Source organism: Arthrobacter sp. Dra40, from assembly GCF_059091905.1.
Window position 1 is genome coordinate 15019 of sequence record NZ_JBNHHB010000002.1, and the last position, 15672, is coordinate 30690.

At 66.1% G+C, this 15672-nt stretch carries 18 protein-coding genes; 5 read left to right on the forward strand and 13 right to left on the reverse strand.

Annotation, left to right across the window (positions count from 1 at the left end; genetic code table 11):
- Positions 1–5 precede the first annotated feature (5 nt).
- The 8 genes from AC5RWT_RS01525 to gluQRS all read right to left on the reverse strand — a co-directional run bounded on the left by AC5RWT_RS01525 (position 6) and on the right by gluQRS (position 7483).
- Positions 6–893, reverse strand: coding sequence for a polysaccharide deacetylase family protein (locus tag AC5RWT_RS01525; protein WP_494043075.1), 888 nt, complete (start codon positions 891–893; stop codon positions 6–8).
- 29 nt (positions 894–922) lie between these two features.
- The gene (locus AC5RWT_RS01530; RefSeq protein ID WP_494078848.1) at positions 923–1891 is read right to left on the reverse strand and encodes an asparaginase; all 969 of its coding nucleotides are present in this window, start codon (positions 1889–1891) and stop codon (positions 923–925) included.
- A 260-nt stretch (positions 1892–2151) separates the two neighbouring features.
- A complete protein-coding gene (locus AC5RWT_RS01535; protein ID WP_494043077.1) occupies positions 2152–2337 on the reverse strand; it encodes a hypothetical protein in 186 nt (61 codons plus the stop codon).
- Between the two features lie 180 nt (positions 2338–2517).
- Positions 2518–3693 carry a zinc-dependent alcohol dehydrogenase gene (locus AC5RWT_RS01540; protein ID WP_494078849.1) on the reverse strand — a complete coding sequence of 392 codons (1176 nt, stop codon included), beginning with the start codon at positions 3691–3693 and terminating at the stop codon, positions 2518–2520.
- Positions 3694–3861: 168 nt separating this feature from the next.
- The gene (locus tag AC5RWT_RS01545; RefSeq protein ID WP_494078850.1) at positions 3862–4068 is read right to left on the reverse strand and encodes a stress protein; all 207 of its coding nucleotides are present in this window, start codon (positions 4066–4068) and stop codon (positions 3862–3864) included.
- Between the two features lie 160 nt (positions 4069–4228).
- Complete coding sequence (locus AC5RWT_RS01550) at positions 4229–5500, reverse strand: MFS transporter (protein ID WP_494078851.1); 1272 nt, start codon at positions 5498–5500, stop codon at positions 4229–4231.
- Between the two features lie 152 nt (positions 5501–5652).
- Entirely contained in the window at positions 5653–6462 is an 810-nt protein-coding gene (locus AC5RWT_RS01555; protein ID WP_494078852.1) for an SGNH/GDSL hydrolase family protein, read from the reverse strand.
- 118 nt (positions 6463–6580) lie between these two features.
- Entirely contained in the window at positions 6581–7483 is a 903-nt protein-coding gene (gene gluQRS / locus AC5RWT_RS01560; RefSeq protein WP_494078979.1) for a tRNA glutamyl-Q(34) synthetase GluQRS, read from the reverse strand.
- 170 nt (positions 7484–7653) lie between these two features.
- Between gluQRS and AC5RWT_RS01565 the strand changes: the two genes are divergently transcribed.
- Positions 7654–8514 carry an SDR family oxidoreductase gene (locus tag AC5RWT_RS01565; RefSeq protein ID WP_494078853.1) on the forward strand — a complete coding sequence of 287 codons (861 nt, stop codon included), beginning with the start codon at positions 7654–7656 and terminating at the stop codon, positions 8512–8514.
- 21 nt (positions 8515–8535) lie between these two features.
- On the opposite strand, the gene AC5RWT_RS01570 is transcribed toward AC5RWT_RS01565, so the two are convergent.
- Complete coding sequence (locus tag AC5RWT_RS01570; protein ID WP_494043083.1) at positions 8536–9381, reverse strand: HpcH/HpaI aldolase/citrate lyase family protein; 846 nt, start codon at positions 9379–9381, stop codon at positions 8536–8538.
- A 97-nt stretch (positions 9382–9478) separates the two neighbouring features.
- Positions 9479–9958, reverse strand: coding sequence for a DedA family protein (locus tag AC5RWT_RS01575; protein WP_494078854.1), 480 nt, complete (start codon positions 9956–9958; stop codon positions 9479–9481).
- A gap of 310 nt (positions 9959–10268) precedes the next feature.
- Between AC5RWT_RS01575 and AC5RWT_RS01580 the strand changes: the two genes are divergently transcribed.
- Both AC5RWT_RS01580 and AC5RWT_RS01585 read left to right on the forward strand, forming a co-directional pair.
- Positions 10269–10730, forward strand: coding sequence for a helix-turn-helix domain-containing protein (locus AC5RWT_RS01580; protein ID WP_494078855.1), 462 nt, complete (start codon positions 10269–10271; stop codon positions 10728–10730).
- A gap of 134 nt (positions 10731–10864) precedes the next feature.
- On the forward strand, positions 10865–11698 hold the full coding sequence (locus tag AC5RWT_RS01585) for an aldo/keto reductase (RefSeq protein ID WP_494078856.1): 834 nt from the start codon (positions 10865–10867) through the stop codon (positions 11696–11698).
- Positions 11699–11810: 112 nt separating this feature from the next.
- On the opposite strand, the gene AC5RWT_RS01590 is transcribed toward AC5RWT_RS01585, so the two are convergent.
- Complete coding sequence (locus AC5RWT_RS01590; protein WP_494078857.1) at positions 11811–13175, reverse strand: MFS transporter; 1365 nt, start codon at positions 13173–13175, stop codon at positions 11811–11813.
- Positions 13176–13367: 192 nt separating this feature from the next.
- Here AC5RWT_RS01590 and AC5RWT_RS01595 point away from each other — a divergent pair, with 192 nt between their 5' ends.
- Positions 13368–13847 (forward strand): MarR family winged helix-turn-helix transcriptional regulator, encoded by a 480-nt coding sequence (locus AC5RWT_RS01595; protein ID WP_494078858.1) that lies wholly within the window; start codon positions 13368–13370, stop codon positions 13845–13847.
- A gap of 1 nt (position 13848) precedes the next feature.
- Positions 13849–14331, forward strand: a complete 483-nt coding sequence (locus AC5RWT_RS01600; RefSeq protein ID WP_494078859.1) for a hypothetical protein — start codon at positions 13849–13851, stop codon at positions 14329–14331.
- A gap of 108 nt (positions 14332–14439) precedes the next feature.
- Here the strand turns inward: AC5RWT_RS01600 and AC5RWT_RS01605 are convergent, their stop codons facing one another.
- Together AC5RWT_RS01605 and AC5RWT_RS01610 are read right to left on the reverse strand one after the other, a co-directional pair.
- Positions 14440–14628, reverse strand: coding sequence for a ubiquitin family protein (locus AC5RWT_RS01605; RefSeq protein WP_494043090.1), 189 nt, complete (start codon positions 14626–14628; stop codon positions 14440–14442).
- Positions 14625–15596 carry a lantibiotic dehydratase C-terminal domain-containing protein gene (locus tag AC5RWT_RS01610; protein WP_494043091.1) on the reverse strand — a complete coding sequence of 324 codons (972 nt, stop codon included), beginning with the start codon at positions 15594–15596 and terminating at the stop codon, positions 14625–14627. Before AC5RWT_RS01610 ends, AC5RWT_RS01605 begins: the two co-directional genes overlap by 4 nt.
- Between the last annotated feature and the right edge of the window lie 76 nt (positions 15597–15672).

Genomic DNA, 15672 nt, shown 5'->3' on the forward strand with positions numbered 1-15672 from the left:
GACTCTCAGGAGTCCTTTCGGGGGTGGCGGGCGGCGAAGTCCCGCGCGAGGTCTTCCATGAAGGCGAACTCAACGCCGTCATGCTGTTGGATGTGGTCGAACAGCCGCTCGAGCATGAGCAGGTTCTGCGGCTTGCCCGAGACATCAGGGTGGATGGTGATGGGGAACACTGCGTAGTCCATCTCGCGGTACACCCAGTCAAACTGGTCTTTCCAGAGCTGCTCGATGTCCCGGGGACTGACGAAGCCGTGGCTGTTGGGGCTGGACTTGATGAACATCATCGGCGGCAGATCGTCGAGATACCACGACGCCGCCACTTCAATGAGGTCGGTCTCTTGGCCGCGCACCAGCGGCTTCATCCATTCCCGGGCCGATTCGGCTTCGTAGTCGATTTTGGTCCAGCTGTCCCCCACCCTCACGTAGTACGGGGTGAAGTCGTCGTGCATCAACGAGTGGTCATAGAGGAACCCGCGCTCAAGCAGGATCTCATTGGTCACCGGGGAGAACTCCCACCAAGGAGCCACGTACCCAACTGGCTTGCGCCCGGATCGCTGCTCGATGAGATCGGTGCAGTAGTCAAGCACTTCGGTCTCCTGCTTTCGGGTCATGGCGATGGGATTTTCATGGCTATAGCCATGCACTCCGATCTCGTGCCCGGCAGCAACGACGGCGTCAAACTGCTCTGGAAACGTCTCAACGGAGTGCCCCGGCCAGAACCAGGTCACGGGCATCTGACGGCGCTGGGCGAGCTGAAGCAGCCGGGGCACGCCGACCTCGCCGGCGAAGAGCCCGCGGGAGATGTCGCCCGGGGAGTCCTCTCCCCCGTAGGAACCCAACCAGCCGCCGACGGCGTCGACGTCTATACCGACCGAGACGTAAATTTTCTTGGACATAATGTCTCCTCTGGTGGCGGTGGATGTTCTTAGAGGTAGGTTTCGAACGCTGCCGGGAATTCTTCTAGCGGTTTGCCGAACGAAAGCAGGACGGCGGTGAGGATGCGCGCCTGGAAGGGGTTGAGGTCCATCGAGGGGATGGCTCCGGCTTCGACCAAATCGATGCCGCCGCCATCGCCGTAGGTCGGGACCACGGGTCCCGACGGGGCCCGCGTGCTGAGCACCACGATGCAACCATTCCCCGTCGCCTGCTTGACGGCCTCGGCGAACCCCGGCCCCGCGTTGCCGACCCCGGTACCGGCCAGCACGACGGCGCGGCTGCCGAGCTGCACGGCGTGGTCCAACAACTCCGGCGTCGCGCCGGGGTAGGCAGTGATGATTTCCACCCGGGTGTTATCGAACCCGGTCGACAGGCCCGGCAACGGCGGGTAGCGGCGGGGTGTGGCTGTCACTACAAGCTGGTTGCCCGCCATGTGCGCCACTTCGGTGCCTCCGCCGAAAGGGCTGCCCGCGGTCGTATGTACCTTGCGAGCACCCCGGGCGGAACGGACTGTCCCGTTAAAGCAGATCAACGCTCCGGCCGCGCGCAAATGCTCGTCGGCTGCTGCGCGGACAGCCTCTGCGACGTTGCGTGGCCCATCCGCGTCGGGGCTATCGGCAGTCCGCTGGGCGCCAGTGACCACCACTGGCTTGGGCGAAGCATGCACGAGGTCGAGCAGGAAAGCCGTTTCCTCCAGTGTGTCCGTTCCGTGGGTGACCACCACGCCGTCGATGTCTGGATCCGCAACCGCCTGCCCGACCGCCTCAGCGATCCGGCGCAGGTCGGCCAGATCGAGCCGGTAGCTGCCGATGGTCAGTACGTCGCGGGCGCTGACCGTGACATCGCCGTACTGGGTATCGACCAGCGCGGATGAGGCGTCGCTTGCGACAGCTCCCCGCGTGCCATGGCTGCGCGAGGCGATAGTACCGCCGGTGCCCAGCAATTGGATATGGGCCACGGTGCGCCTCCTTCTTGAGCGAGGGACCGGCTCCGGAGGGTCGGGCTATCTTTCAAAAGCAAGCTGCAACGGGTCCAGAATATGACGCACTTGACACCAAGAAAAGGCTAGAGGGCATCAACGGCGGCGCATTAGGGCTCACCGCCGGGTTTCTGCCGCCTAGGACCTCTCCTGCTCAGGCGGTCACGGCGACGAAGTTGGGCGCGATTGAAGCCCCGCAGGTGCTCTGCGGGGCTTCAATGGTTATCTACGGTTTTCGGCTACAACGCCCGGTCTCTGGCCGGTTCGTCGACTGGGGACTTGTCAAGGAATGCGTTTACTTCGGAGTCATCGGACTTCGTCCAGGTCTCGCCCTTGGTGTCCTGGTCTTCCCGGCGGGTTTCCGGCGTGCGCTCGTTTTCCTTCCTGAAGCGCCAACCGAAATCCTTATTCGAGGCGTAGCACATCACGAACCTCCTTCGTCTCGATACCTTTAATCGTCCTCCTGTCGGCGGCGGAAGCCAAGGGCCCCGAGGCTCCTCCGAGGATTCTGGTTTCCCCTTTCCCCTCCCGCGCCGTTGAGGCGTCCAAGACCCCGATTGAGAAGCCCGGACGCGTGGACCGGGCTTCGTCGCCGGACCCGGGGACTACGGCTTGAGCACCGCCTTGATGCAGCCGTCCTCCTTCTTCTGGAACATCTCGTACATCGCCGGTGCCTCATCCAAGGACGCGGTGTGCGTCTTGAGGTCGAGGACGCCGAGGGGGTCCGAGGGGTCATCGACCAGCGGCAGCAGGTCGTCGATCCAGGACTTCACGTTGCACTGGCCCATGCGCAGTTGGAGCTGCTTGTCGAACATCGTGAGCATCGGCAGCGGATCCTTCATGCCGCCGTACACCCCGCTGATCGAGATGGTGCCGCCGCGCCGGACGGCGTCGATGGCGGTGTACAGCGCGTCGAGCTTGTCCACCCCTGCCGTCTCCATCGCCTTGCGTCCCAGCGGAGACGGTAGCAGCCCCACCGCTTTGTGGGCCAAGCCCGCTAGATGCGAATCGTGGGCCTCCATCCCGACCGCATCCACCACGGCGTCCGGGCCGCGGCCATCCGTGAGGTCCCTCAGCCGCTCGGGCACATCGCCGGAGGAATCCAGCGTCTCAATGCCGTGGCGCTCGGCCATGGCGCGGCGCTCGGCAACCGGGTCCACCGCGAGTACGCGGTAGCCCAGATGCCGTCCGATGCGGGCTGACATCTGGCCGATTGGCCCCAAGCCCAGCACCGCCAAGGAGCCGCCAGCCGGCGGCGCAGCGTATTGCACGGCCTGCCAAGCGGTGGGCACGACGTCGGAGAGGTAGAGGTAGCGCTCGTCCTCACCCGTATTGGGGACCTTGATCGGGCCGTAGTCCGCATGAGGGACGCGCAGGTACTCGGCCTGCCCACCAGGCACCGAGCCATAGAGGCGGGAGTAGCCCAGGAAAACCGCACCGCTGTTGTACTCCCGGACCTGGGTTGTCTCGCATTGCGACTGCAGGCCCTGCTTGCACATAAAACAGTGGCCGCAAGATACGTTGAACGGGATGACCACACGGTCACCGGCTTTGATGTGCGTGACGGCTGAACCGACCTCCTCGACGATCCCCATAGGCTCGTGGCCGATGATGTCGCCCTTGTCCATGAACGGGGCGAGTACCTCATAGAGGTGCAGGTCCGAACCGCAGATGGCGGTCGAGGTGATGCGGACGATCGCGTCCGTGGGCTCCTGGATTCGTGGATCCGGAACCTCTTCGACGCTCACCGAGCGTTTTCCCTGCCATGTCAAAGCCTTCATCTGTCCTCCTTCTCAGGGCCGCCGGCCCGCACTTCCTCACCGCGCATTCCAGCCGCCGGAAAAAACAGGGCGGGTATTGCCACTGTCCGCAAGCGGAGCGCTGTGGGGGTCTTGAAATGAACTGACGAGGAGAGGTTCACCCCTCCTCGTCAGTTCCTTCAGCATTTGTCAGGAGTTGTTTCCCTGATGGCTGTTTGCACCGCCTGCCGCCTTAGCTTCGTTAGGCTGGGCTTCTGCGCCCATCCGGCCGGCGGCGGAGGCATCGGCGCTATTCTCGCTGCCGAAACTGCCACTGCTGGCCTGGCCTCCCTTGCTGGCCTGCTGCTCCGTGTCTTCACGGTTTCCGAACTGTCCGGGATTGTTCTGGTCTGCCATCACGTTCTCCTTTCATTTCGACTGCATCCTCACCATAAACACAGAAAGAATTAGTAAGCAAACTTGCTATCAACACCTCGGCGTACGTCATTCCGCCCAGCTTGCTAGGTTGTGCAGCGGGCGCCACCGGCCGCCGGGGTACTGAAACCGCGCCTCCGTGCTAGCGCACGCCCTTGATCTTGACCACGAAGACCGCTCCTAGCAGGCCGATGACGGCGGACAGGACGAAAAGCGCGGTGTAGCCGCCGAGGTAGAGCACCGTGGGGGCAGCAATCAGCGGGGCAATGACTTGTGGCAACGAAGCCGCGATGTTGATGACCCCCATGTCCTTGCCGCGGTCCGCAGCGCTGGGCAGAACCTCCGTGAGCAGGGCGAAGTCCACGGCCAGGAACATGCCGAAGCCCGCTCCGAGGACCATCGCGGCCGTGATCACCGCCGGCCACGCAGGAGTAACAGCCACGATCACGGAGGCGGTCGCGATGGTCGCCGAGGACGCGATCACGAACGGCTTGCGCCGTCCCACCCTGTCGCTCAGTGGTCCCCCGAGCAAGGCCATCAGCACAACCATGGCGGCGTAGATACCGGTCAGCAGGAGCACACCGGCGGCGGGGTTCGGATGTCCCACGGCGTCCTGCAGGAAGAAAAACAGGTAGAGGGTGAAGATGTTGTTGCCCAGGTTGACCAGGAATCGGGTCAGCCAAGCCCAGCCGAAATCTGGATGCTTGGCAGGGGAAATCCAAAAGCTCTTGAGGAAACTCGACCAAGCGAAGGGCGGGCGGTCTTTCTTGTCCAGCGGGGTATCCCGGCCGGCAATCACGAACGGAATGATGCTGGCCAGCAGGAACACGGCGCAGTAAAGGTAACCGGCGGCAAAACCGCCGGCAAGGTTCGCCAACACGGCGCCCATCACGATGCCCAGCGTCTGCCCGATGGCAGCCAACCCGCCGATCTGTCCGCGCTGCCGCCGGGGCACGCGGTCCGGGATGCTGGCGGTAACGGCCGCGTATGCTCCGTTGCAACCGGCCTGCACCAGGCACCAGCCGATCACCATCACCGCAATGTTGGGCGCGCCCGAAAGCAGCAGCAGCGCAGCGAAGCCCAGGATGCCGCCGGCGAGCGCCCACGGCACCCGTCGTCCGAACCGGGACGTGGTGCGGTCGCTCAGCGCGCCGAAAATCGGATTCGCGACCAGCGACACCGCAGCGCCGAATCCGGTGGCCAGCGCGAGGACGGCTTCCTTATTCAACGCATCGAACGTCTGCGATTGCTGAGCCAGCAAGACCTGCAGCGGGCCGAAGAACGCCGCGTTAATGCCAAGATTGGTCAGCACGACGGCGGTGACCCAACCGGGGCGGACCTTGACGACGGGCTCCTGGAACGCCGCCGGAACAGCGAGCGCGGGCACCGGCTCGCGCGGTTCCTGGACTGTCATGGCGGCAGCCTCCCTACCCGACGACGCGGCATCGCCGCAGGCCTCTCTTTCGTGGCATCAGCGTACAACCGCCACCGAACAAGCAGGCACAACCGTTCCGTATATGTCTGCGTGGTCGGCAAACGGCGGGTTTGGTGCGGCAACCGGAGCGCTTATCTGCCTGCCGAAGCAGCCGAACGCTGCCGGGCTAGCTTCTTCAGACCGCGCGAGACATGTACCGGCTCCGGCCAGCGCGGCGGCAGGTTGTCTCCCAAGGTGACGCCCTTAAACTTTCGCCCGAACATCGGGATCACCCACTCCTGCAACCAATCACGTTCGCGACGGACCGCCTGCCGCCAGCCGGCCGGTACTAACGGCTCGGGCTGTTTCAGCTGGAGTGTGTGGTCGACGCCGAGGGCCTCGAGCACCCGGGCGGCCATGTATCTGTGCCCCAGCGAGGACATGTGCAGCCGGTCCGTGTCCCACATCCGGCGGTCCTGGTATCGCTCGAACGCCCAATGGTCCACCAGCACGGCGTCGTAGTGGCGGGCTAGTTGCCGGACAGCCTCGTTGAAGGCCCAGTTTCGACGCCGCATCGGTTCCAGCACCGGCGGCAGCATCACCTCGAACCCTGTGAAAAGGATCAATCGCGCGCCGGTTTCGGACAGTTGCCTGATGGCCGATTCGTACTCTGCCATGAGCTCCGGCATGCTCCGCTTGAATTCCAGGATGTCGTTGCCGCCAGCGTAGAAGGAGACGAGTGTGGGCTCCATGGCGATGGCCGGTTCCAATTGGTCGGCAATGATCTGGTGCAACCGCTTGCTGCGTACCGCAAGGTTGGCATAACGGAAGTCCGGGTCCTGCTTGCCGAGTTGCTTGGCCACCCGGTCCGCCCAACCGCGAACCCCGTTCGGGAAGTTCGGGTTGTAGTCCCCGACGCCCTCGGTAAAGCTGTCGCCCAACGCTACGAAGAGTCCGCCCACGCGCTCACGCTAGCGCGGACGGGGAAAGTCCGGGCAAACTCTGTGTGAAGGTCGAGGGCCTCCAGTGTCTCCACGGCCTGCCCGGGTGGGGTCTCATCGGTATGCACTGTGCGGAAAGTCAGCCGCGCGAGAGCGCCACTTGCGGCGGGTCGAAAATCCACGGCTCCAGCGGCAGCGCATCCGGACGGAACTCGGCGGCCAACTGGTCCAGCGGCACGTCCGGCAGGCGCAGCGACTCCAGCAGCACGCCACGCACGGCGGCCGCATTGAGCCCGGCCATCGCCAGGGCCCCCAGTGTCACCGCACCATCGCGCTTGGCCAGGCGCCGCCGTCGTTCATTGAGGACCAGCGGCACGTGGGCGTATTCCACCGGCGCCAGCCCCAGCAGCTGTGCAAGATATGCCTGCCGTGGGGCGGAGGACAGCAGATCGTCGCCGCGCACCACCTGGTCCACCCCTTGGTCCGCGTCGTCCACCACCACCGCGAGGTTGTAGGCGGGCACGCCGTCGTTGCGCCGCAGCACGAAGTCGTCCACCAAACCGGTGTAGTCCCCGTGCAGTCGGTCGGCAACCGTGTAGCTGGCGGTGTCCGCGCGCAGTCGCAGCGCGGCGGGACGGTGCTGGCGGCGCTCCTCGCGTTCGGCATCGGTCAGGTTGCGGCAGGTTCCCGGGTAGGCGCCTTCAGGGGCGTGCGGGGCGCTGGGCGCTTCCGCGATTTCCCGCCGGGTGCAGAAGCATTCGTAGACCAGGCCGGCCTCGGCCAACTGTTCGAGGGCCCGCTGGTAGATCGGTCCGCGGTCGGTTTGCCGCACCACCTCGCCGTCCCAGTCGAGCCCCATGGCCGCCAGATCCTCGAGCTGCTGGGCCTCGAAGCCGGCGCGCGCCCGGTCCAGGTCCTCGACCCGGATGAGGAAGCGGCGGCCGCTGCTGCGCGCGAAGAGCCAGGCCAGCACCGCGGTGCGCAGGTTGCCAATGTGCAGTTCACCGGAGGGGCTGGGCGCGAACCGGCCGGCGGCACTCAGCGGACCGGCGGGGCTCTGGACTGCTGGCACGTCCCCACGTTAGCAGGACGGCAGCAGGCCGGAAGCGGCCCGGCAGCCGGGCAAAGCTCGGCCGGGTCGTAGGGAAGGTAACAGCCGCAGTCCGGCCGGCTCGCCTGCCGGGTGTTGCCGCGGGATAATATGCTGTAGCCATGAGCGCACCCGACTCCCCCGAGGTAACCCCGATTGCCATCACCGGATCCACTGGCCAAGTGGGCGGGATGGTGGCCAGCATGCTGGCGGAGCAGAACCTGCCGCTGCGCCTGATCCTTCGCGATCCCTCTCGAGCGCCGCAACTGCCGGGAACGACGTCGGCGCGCGCCAGCTACGGCGACAAGGCCGCCGTGGCCGCGGCGCTGGAGGGCGTCGACACCCTCTTCATGGTCTCCGCGGCCGAAGCCGAGGACCGGCTGCAGCAGCACTTCACCTTCATCGACGCCGTGATCGACGCCGGCGTGGATCACATTGTCTACACCTCGTTCATCGGCGCGGCCGAGGACGCCACCTTCACGCTGGCACGCGACCACTTCGCCACCGAAGAGAAACTGCGCGGATCCGGCCTGAAGCACACGCTGCTGCGCAACAATCTCTATGCAGACATCCTGCCGCTCTTCGCCGATGAGGCCGGCGTGATCCGCGGGCCGGCCGGCGACGGGAAGGCGGGGTTTGTGGCCCGCGAAGACGCGGCCCGGGCTGCGGCGACGATCCTGGCCGAACCGATGCCGCACGCAGGCTTCACCTACGAGCTGACCGGTCCGGAATCGGTGACCCTGACCGAAGCGGCAGCGGCCATTGCTGAGGCAACCGGCCGTCCGACGTCGTTCCTCAACGAAACAGTAGAGGAGGCGTACGCCAGCCGGGCGCACTACGGGGCCCCCGACTGGCAGGTGGACGCCTGGGTCAGCACCTACACGGCAATCGCCGCCGGGGAGCTGGACCGGGTGACGCACGACGTGGACCTGTTGACGGGGCGTCCGGCGCTCAGCCTGCGCGAGCTGTTCGCCCGGGACTGATTCGCCCGGGGACTGGCTGCTTTACGCGTTCCAGAGGCCGTAGGAATCCGCCAGCGAGGAGATCTTCTCGGCACGGGCCAAGCGCGGCAGGTAGGAGCCGTCGCCCACCACGGCACCGGCCGCGTGCGCGTCCAGCAGCTCGTGCGCCCACTTGATCTCCGAGTCGCTGGGCGAGAGCCCCTTATTGATGGTGTCCGCGGCATCCGCCAGCAGGCAGAGCTTGCCGGTCATGCCCATGGACGCGGTCACCTTGCAGGCTTCGAGCAGTTCCTCGCCCAGTGCACCGACGGTCGGGCCGTCGATCGGGCCGGGCAGCTGCCCCACCCGGGAGGCGACCACCAGCCGGGAGCGGGCGTAGGCCAGCGCCATCGGAGAATCGCTGGCGCCGGTGTCGCGGCGGAAGTCGCCCACGCCGAAGGCCAGCCGGAAGGTGCCTGGCGCACGGGCGATGTCCGTGGCGTTCTCGATGCCGATGGCGGATTCGATCAGCGCCAGGACCGGGGTGCCGGCCTGCAGGCGCATGGCGGTGTGCGTGACCTGCTCGGGCTTCTCCGTCATCGCCAGCATGACGCCGCGCAGGCCCGGCGCCTTGGACAGGGCTGCCAGGTCGTCGGCCCAGTAGTCGGTTTCAATGCCGTTCACGCGGACCCAAGCGGTCATGCCGGTGGACAGCGCCTCCACCACGCGTTCGCGGGCCTCGGCCTTGCCCGCGGCGGGTACGGCGTCTTCCATGTCGAAAATGACCGAGTCCGCTTCAGAGGCGAGCGCCGGCCCGAAATTCGCTTCGTCCGCCGCCGAGGCCAGCAGCCAGGAGCGGGAAAGTTTGGCGGGGAGGGCGGCGGCACGACGGTTTCTGAAAGCGGGCATACCCCTAGCCTAATGTTTCCGCCGCCGGAGCCACCAACGGCGGGAGGAATACCGGCTGAGGCGTCTGACACGTGGTCCGCTCCGGCGCCCCGGCGCATCAGGCGGAGGCTTGGTCCCGCTGCCGACGGCGCCGGGCCAGCACGATTCCCACCGCCACCGCAACTGCCAGCAGCGCCACCACGGCGATCCCCACCGGGGAGCCTGCGGTCGCGGCCAGCCAGGCTTCCAGCGCGGCCAGTCCGACGGTGGCATAGAGCACCGCCCACAACACCGAGCCGACCACCACGGCCGGCAGATAGCGGCGCAGCGGCATCCGGCCCAGCCCCGCGGTGGCATTGACCGCCGTCTGGATTCCCACGGTGAGGAAACACAGCGCGACGGCGGGGGCTCCCCAGCGCGCGATGATCGCCTCCGCGCGGCGCATCGGCGGCGAATCCAGCCGGCGCGCCAGGCGGGTGTGCCTGCCGCCGGCGGCCACGGCCCGGCCGGCCCAATAGGTGGCGTTGGCGCGCAGCATCACGATGCCAAACAAGGTGAGCACCGCAAGCCCGAACGGGAGCCTGGCAATCTGCTCCATCAGTTCGCGGGCTCCGATGTGCTCCGCCGCTCCCCCGGCCCAGCCACGCCGGCCCCTCCCGCCTGGCGGTGCGCGGAGGCAGCGGCCGCGGTCCGGTTCAGCGAGAACGTCTGCCGCACGATGTCCTCCTGTGGGTGGGCGGATGGCGGCATGAGGAGTCGATTCTCCACGCCGGAAGGGGATTCTAGGAGCACCTAACATCACCGCCGGAAGGAATGTCAACGCCTGCCGGAGTAGGCGTCAAAGGCTGACGACGACGGCGGGGCACACCTTCCGCCGCCGGGCGGGGGAAGTGCCCTACGCTATGTTCATGGCCCAGCTGACGCCCCGCACCGCCGACGCCCTTCCCGCTGCCCAGGCGCAGCGGCTGCAGCGCGCGCTCGACGAAAGCGCTGATGTCACCGTCTTCGTGAATGGCACGGCGGTGAAGCTTCCCGCCCAGGCGGCGGACGCCGTCGTCGACATGCTCCGGAGGTTTGCCCACGGCGATGCGGTGATGGTCAGCTCCTCGGTGGAACTGCTGAACACCTCGCAGGCGGCCGAGGTGGCTGGTGTCTCGCTGACCTACATGCGGCGGTTAACGGATGCCGGAACCATTCCGGTCCAGTACCGCGGGACGCATCGGCGGATCCGGCTCTCCGATGTGCTGGCCTGGCTGGAGACCCGCACCGCGGCGCCGGACGCGGGTACTCCGGAGGCGGCGCCGGAGGCGGGTACTCCGGAGGCGGCGCCGGAGGCATCCGGCGGCTCAACCGCACCCGCCCACCGGTAGGACCCCCCCGGCTCTCTTCCACGTTCCGGCACGGGCGGCCGCTGCCGGGGTGCACAGCCGACGCGATCGCCCTTAGGCTGGGTGGCACTGGCCCGGAGGTCGGGCCGGAAGGACAACCAGAGGAGACTCTCATCGTGGCTGACCTGCTTGCTCCGCTCGTGACCCTGCGCAATGGGGCCAAAATGCCGTTGCTCGGGCTGGGAACCTGGCCGTTGGACAATGCCGAAGTTGCCCAGACGGTCGAAACCGCCCTCGGGCTGGGCTACCGGCTGATCGACACGGCGGAGAACTACCAGAACGAAGAGGGCGTGGGCGAAGGGTTGCGGCGCAGCGGACTGGACCGGGCCGACGTCTTCATCACCACCAAGTTCAACAAGGAGTGGCACAGCGTCGACGGCGCCCGGCAGGCTTTCGAAGCCAGCGCCCGGCGGCTGGGCGTTGACTACGTGGACTTGCTGCTGATCCACTGGCCGAATCCCGCGCAGGACCGCTATGTGGAGGCGTTCCAAGGGCTGGCCCGGCTGCTGGCGGACGGGAGCGTGCGGGCCATCGGCACGTCCAACTTCAAGCCCGCGCACCTGCAGCGGTTGTTCGACGCCGGGCTGGTACCAGAGGTCAACCAGATCCAGTTGGATCCGCGGCACACCCGCGGCGATCTGGTGGAGATCCACCGCGAACACGGCATCGTGACGGAGTCGTGGAGCCCGCTGGGCCGCGGCGGGGACCTGCTCCTCGAGCCGGCGGTCCGGTCGCTGGCCGAGAAGTACGGTAAAACTCCCGCGCAGGTGGTGCTTCGCTGGCACACCCAGTCGGGGCACGTGCCGATCCCCAAGTCTTCGCACCCGGAACGGCTGGCCGAGAATTTCGCCATTTTCGACTTCATGATGGAGGCCGAAGAGCTGGACCAGCTTTCGGCCCTGGACCGCGGCACCAAGGACATCGCCGACGCCGACGTCTTCGGACATTAAGCCGCCTGTTCGGCACCTGCCGACAGCGGTGACGCTGGTTCCCCACCGGCCCTGTCCGGAAGCGCAGCGGGCGCCCTCCGGTGGGAGGGCGCCCGCAATGGCAACTCGGGTCCTAGCGGCTTGCGGCCAGGGCCTCCGGTTGCGCGGCTTCCGGCGGAGCGGCGGCGGACGGGGCCACCGGCGAAGCGGGCTTGCGCAGCACCATCAGGGCAACGGCACCCAGCACCAGCGGCAGCACGAACACAAGGTAGATATTGCCCGGGATCCAGCCGGCATCCACCAGCGCACCGGCCAGGATCGGCGAGATGATCCCGCCGCAGCGGCCGATGCCGCCGATCAGCCCCACCGCAGTGGCGCGCATCGAGGCGTCATAGTAGACAGGGCCGATGGTGAACATGCCGGCAATGGACGCGTTAGTGAGCAGGCCCAGCAACACCGCACCCATGAGCGCCGGGTTCAGGGCGTCGGCCAGCAGAGCGAAGACGGCAAAGGACGCGGCCGCCATGATGAAGAAGACGGCCAGCGTGCTTTTGAGCTCGAAGCGGGCGCCGGCCCAGGCGAAGACCAGCGCCCCGATGATGGCGCCGACGCTGAACAGCACGCCGGCCGTGATGCCCTGGTTTGCCGAAAATCCGGATTCGGTCAGCAGGCGCGGGGTCCAGGAGTTGGCGAAGTAGAAGCTGCCCATGATCATCATGAAGGCGAAGGCCAGCAGCACCGTCTTCTTGGCCTGGCCGTTGGCAAAGACCGCCACCAGGTTGTTCTTCGGCCGCCCGGTGCTGACCGGAGCGGCAGGAAGCGCCTCGAGCTTGGGCTGCTCCAGCCGGACCAGGACCTTGTTGATCTCCTCCAAGGCGTTCGCCGGCCGCTTGGCATTGAGGTAGTCGATGGACTCGGGCAGCCACTTGATCACAATGGGGAGCATGGCCAGCGTGATCACGCCACCGAAAATGAACCCGGAGTGCCATTCGAAGTGGGTCAGGAGCGCGGCCACGATGATGCCGCCGATCACGCCGCCGATCGGCTGGCCGGCGGCGTAGATGCTCACCGCGGTGGCCCGGCGCCGGGCGTTGGCGTATTCGGCCACCATCACGTTCAGGCTGGTCTGCATGGTGCCTACCGCGATGCCGGTGATGATGCGCAGCACCAACAGGACCTCGTAGGACGGAGCAAGCGCGGAGGCGAACATGCCGAGTGTGATCACGGAGGTGGACAGGATGATGGTCTTCCGGCGGCCGATCTTGTCCGCGATCTGCGCCACGAAGATCGCGCCGATCGTCATGCCGGCCAGCGCGGAGCTGAGCAGGATGCCCAGGTCCGACCCACTCAGCGCCCAGGCTTCGGTAATCGCCGTCGCGCTGAAGGCCATGACCAGGACGTCGTAGCCGTCGATGAAGTTCAGGGCCAGACAGATGGCAACGATGCCAACCTGCGCCTTCGTCATCGGTGACGCTTCGATGCGTGCCTTAATGTCCATACTGTCCACTTCTCTTCTGAATTTGGTGCCAGGAGCGCCTGCTTCCAACCCCGACGGCGGTGTGAGGCTTCGCTGCGCCCCGCACTGACCGAACGTTCGGAAACTTCGTCCGTATACGGAGGGTTACCTTACGCGGCCTCCGGCGATGATCACAATTTGACCTTCGTCACACATTAAGCAATTGATGTAGACGTGAACGTGTCCCCTGCCACCCTGAAGCCCGCCGAGGATTCCCTGGACCGCGAGCGCTACCGCAGCTTCCAGCTCCGGCGCGCCTTGCAGTTCCATGGCGCCTTGTGGCAGCAGAAAGTGTCCACCGAGGTGTCTTCGGTGGCCTACGGAGTGCTGCTCGCGCTGCGGCATGCGCCCGGCATCGGGCAACGCGAATTGGGCCAGCTTGCGCAGCTGGATAAGTCCACCATGGCCGAGCTGCTGAAACGCCTTGAGCTGTTGGGCTTGATCAGCACCTGCCGGGACGAAGCCGACCGGCGGCGCAAGTGCGTGACTTTGGAGGATGCCGGCGTGAACCTGCTCCAAGAATTGATGCCTGGCGCTCTGCGCGTCAACGAACTGATGGCGGAAGGGCTGAATCCAGAGGAAGCGGCACAGCTGGATGCGCTGCTGGACAAACTGCTGGCCTCACCCGCAGCCGGACCCACTACCGGCGGCTGACATGCGCCGCTCCCTCGCCGCGTCCCTGGCCTCAGCCATCGGCGCCGTTGCCCTGCTTCTCGGCGGATGCAGCGGGCCTCACGGTCCGCTTCCTGAGCCGGGCAAGCATATGTACAGCGGAACGCCGCCGGGGTCGGCCTCCGAGCTCCAGGAGCCCGGCCCGCTAGCAGATCCCGAATCCGCCATCCAGGTGGTTCTCCTCGAGGGCGGCATCGAATTCGCCGTCGTCACCTATGGGTCATCGTCGTGCCCGGTGGTCAGTACCGGCAGTACGGTCTTGTCGCCGAACCACGTCGCTATCGACGCCGTCGATACTTATGACGATCCACGCTCAGAGGTCTGCACGGACGATCTCGCGCCCATGACGCACGTTTTCGACGTCCCGCCGGACATCGACCACCGAAAGCCGCTGACCGTATCCATCCTGGGGCAGGACCGGCGGCTCTCTTGGAATGAGCCCAGTCCTGAAGCCCCACAAAAGTAGGGTCTGACAAAAATAAGGATCAGGCCGGAGCATTGGGGGGAGGCTCCGGCCTGATCCTCTTGGGGGAGGATGGCTTGGTGGCCGGCGGAATGCCGGCGGGTTTTTCTCTTACTGCCAGGCTTGGTCCGCCCACGCGGCGTCACGCAAGTAATTGCTGCCGGTGAGGTTCCAGAGATCGTCATCCTGACCGTGCGCACCCAGTACGCCGATCTGGTCCAAATCAGATGATGTTCTTTCGTTCGGGACTTCCGGCACCCTGGATTCGGGTCCGATCGACGAGAAACCGAACGGGCTCATTTTGTCCTCTTTTCCAACAGTGAGGATTCGACCTCAGGCGACCATGCTCTGGCATAGACGCCCAGTGTGGCTTCCTCCCAGGTAGTAAAGCCCAGCCGGTTCATCAACAGGTGGGCCTGGCAGAACGTCAGTTGCTGGGCACTGCGGCTCACGCGGGCCCGATCAGCCCGGTAGAGATACGAGTCAAGGGTCCTGATCCAGCGACGACGCCAGTTCTGTACGCTGCTCTCGTCCGCGGTGGCCGCCATCAACCGGTGCATGGGTGCTGTGCGGGCGACCAACCCGGCGGTGAGACTGTGCCGTGCCTTCGGTGCCGAGCGGCCCAACTCGGCCGTGGATACCCGCAGGTGGTTGTCCCAGCAGTACTCCCAGGAAAGCCGACTGCGGTCCGGCCATTGCTGCGCTTTCGGCCCGTACATCATGGCCCAGGCGGCATCGCAGAGGAGCAACGAGGCCAGCGCTGAACGGCCTTGCGTCTTACTGAAGCGCTGCGTGGCCCACATGGCCAGCTCGGAGGAGAGTTCGAACACCTCCTCGGCCAGTTCCAACCCGTCCGGTCCGCCGAAGCGATCCAGGTCGGCTTCCGGAACGGGGACAACTGCGTCGCCGGGGGAAGTCTGGATGAAGTCCTCGCTGCCGGAAGGCAGGACGAAGTTCTCCTGGGTCGTCACGTCGGGGAGGATATCGAGGACCCGGTCCCGGGCCGCCAGCTCAAACCTTTGGAGGCTATCGAGGATTGGGCGGCGGCCCAGAAACCGGACCTTTAAGTGAGGCCCCATCTGGTCGGCACTGTTGCTGAAGTACCAGCGGCCCACGCCTTCGCGGCGAGCGTGGGCGACCAGCGGCGTAACCAGTTCTCCTATGACGGCGTCGACTACGTCCTGCCTACCCGTGTAAATAGACAGAACCCACCAGTACGGTTTGACGTTCACCGAACTTGTCGGGCGGATGGCTGTCAGCTGGCTCATGCGCTTCTCCTGGTTCGATGTTCTGGTGGTTTGGGGAGGGATAGTCGTCGTCATCCTGGTTACGGATTCAGCACAG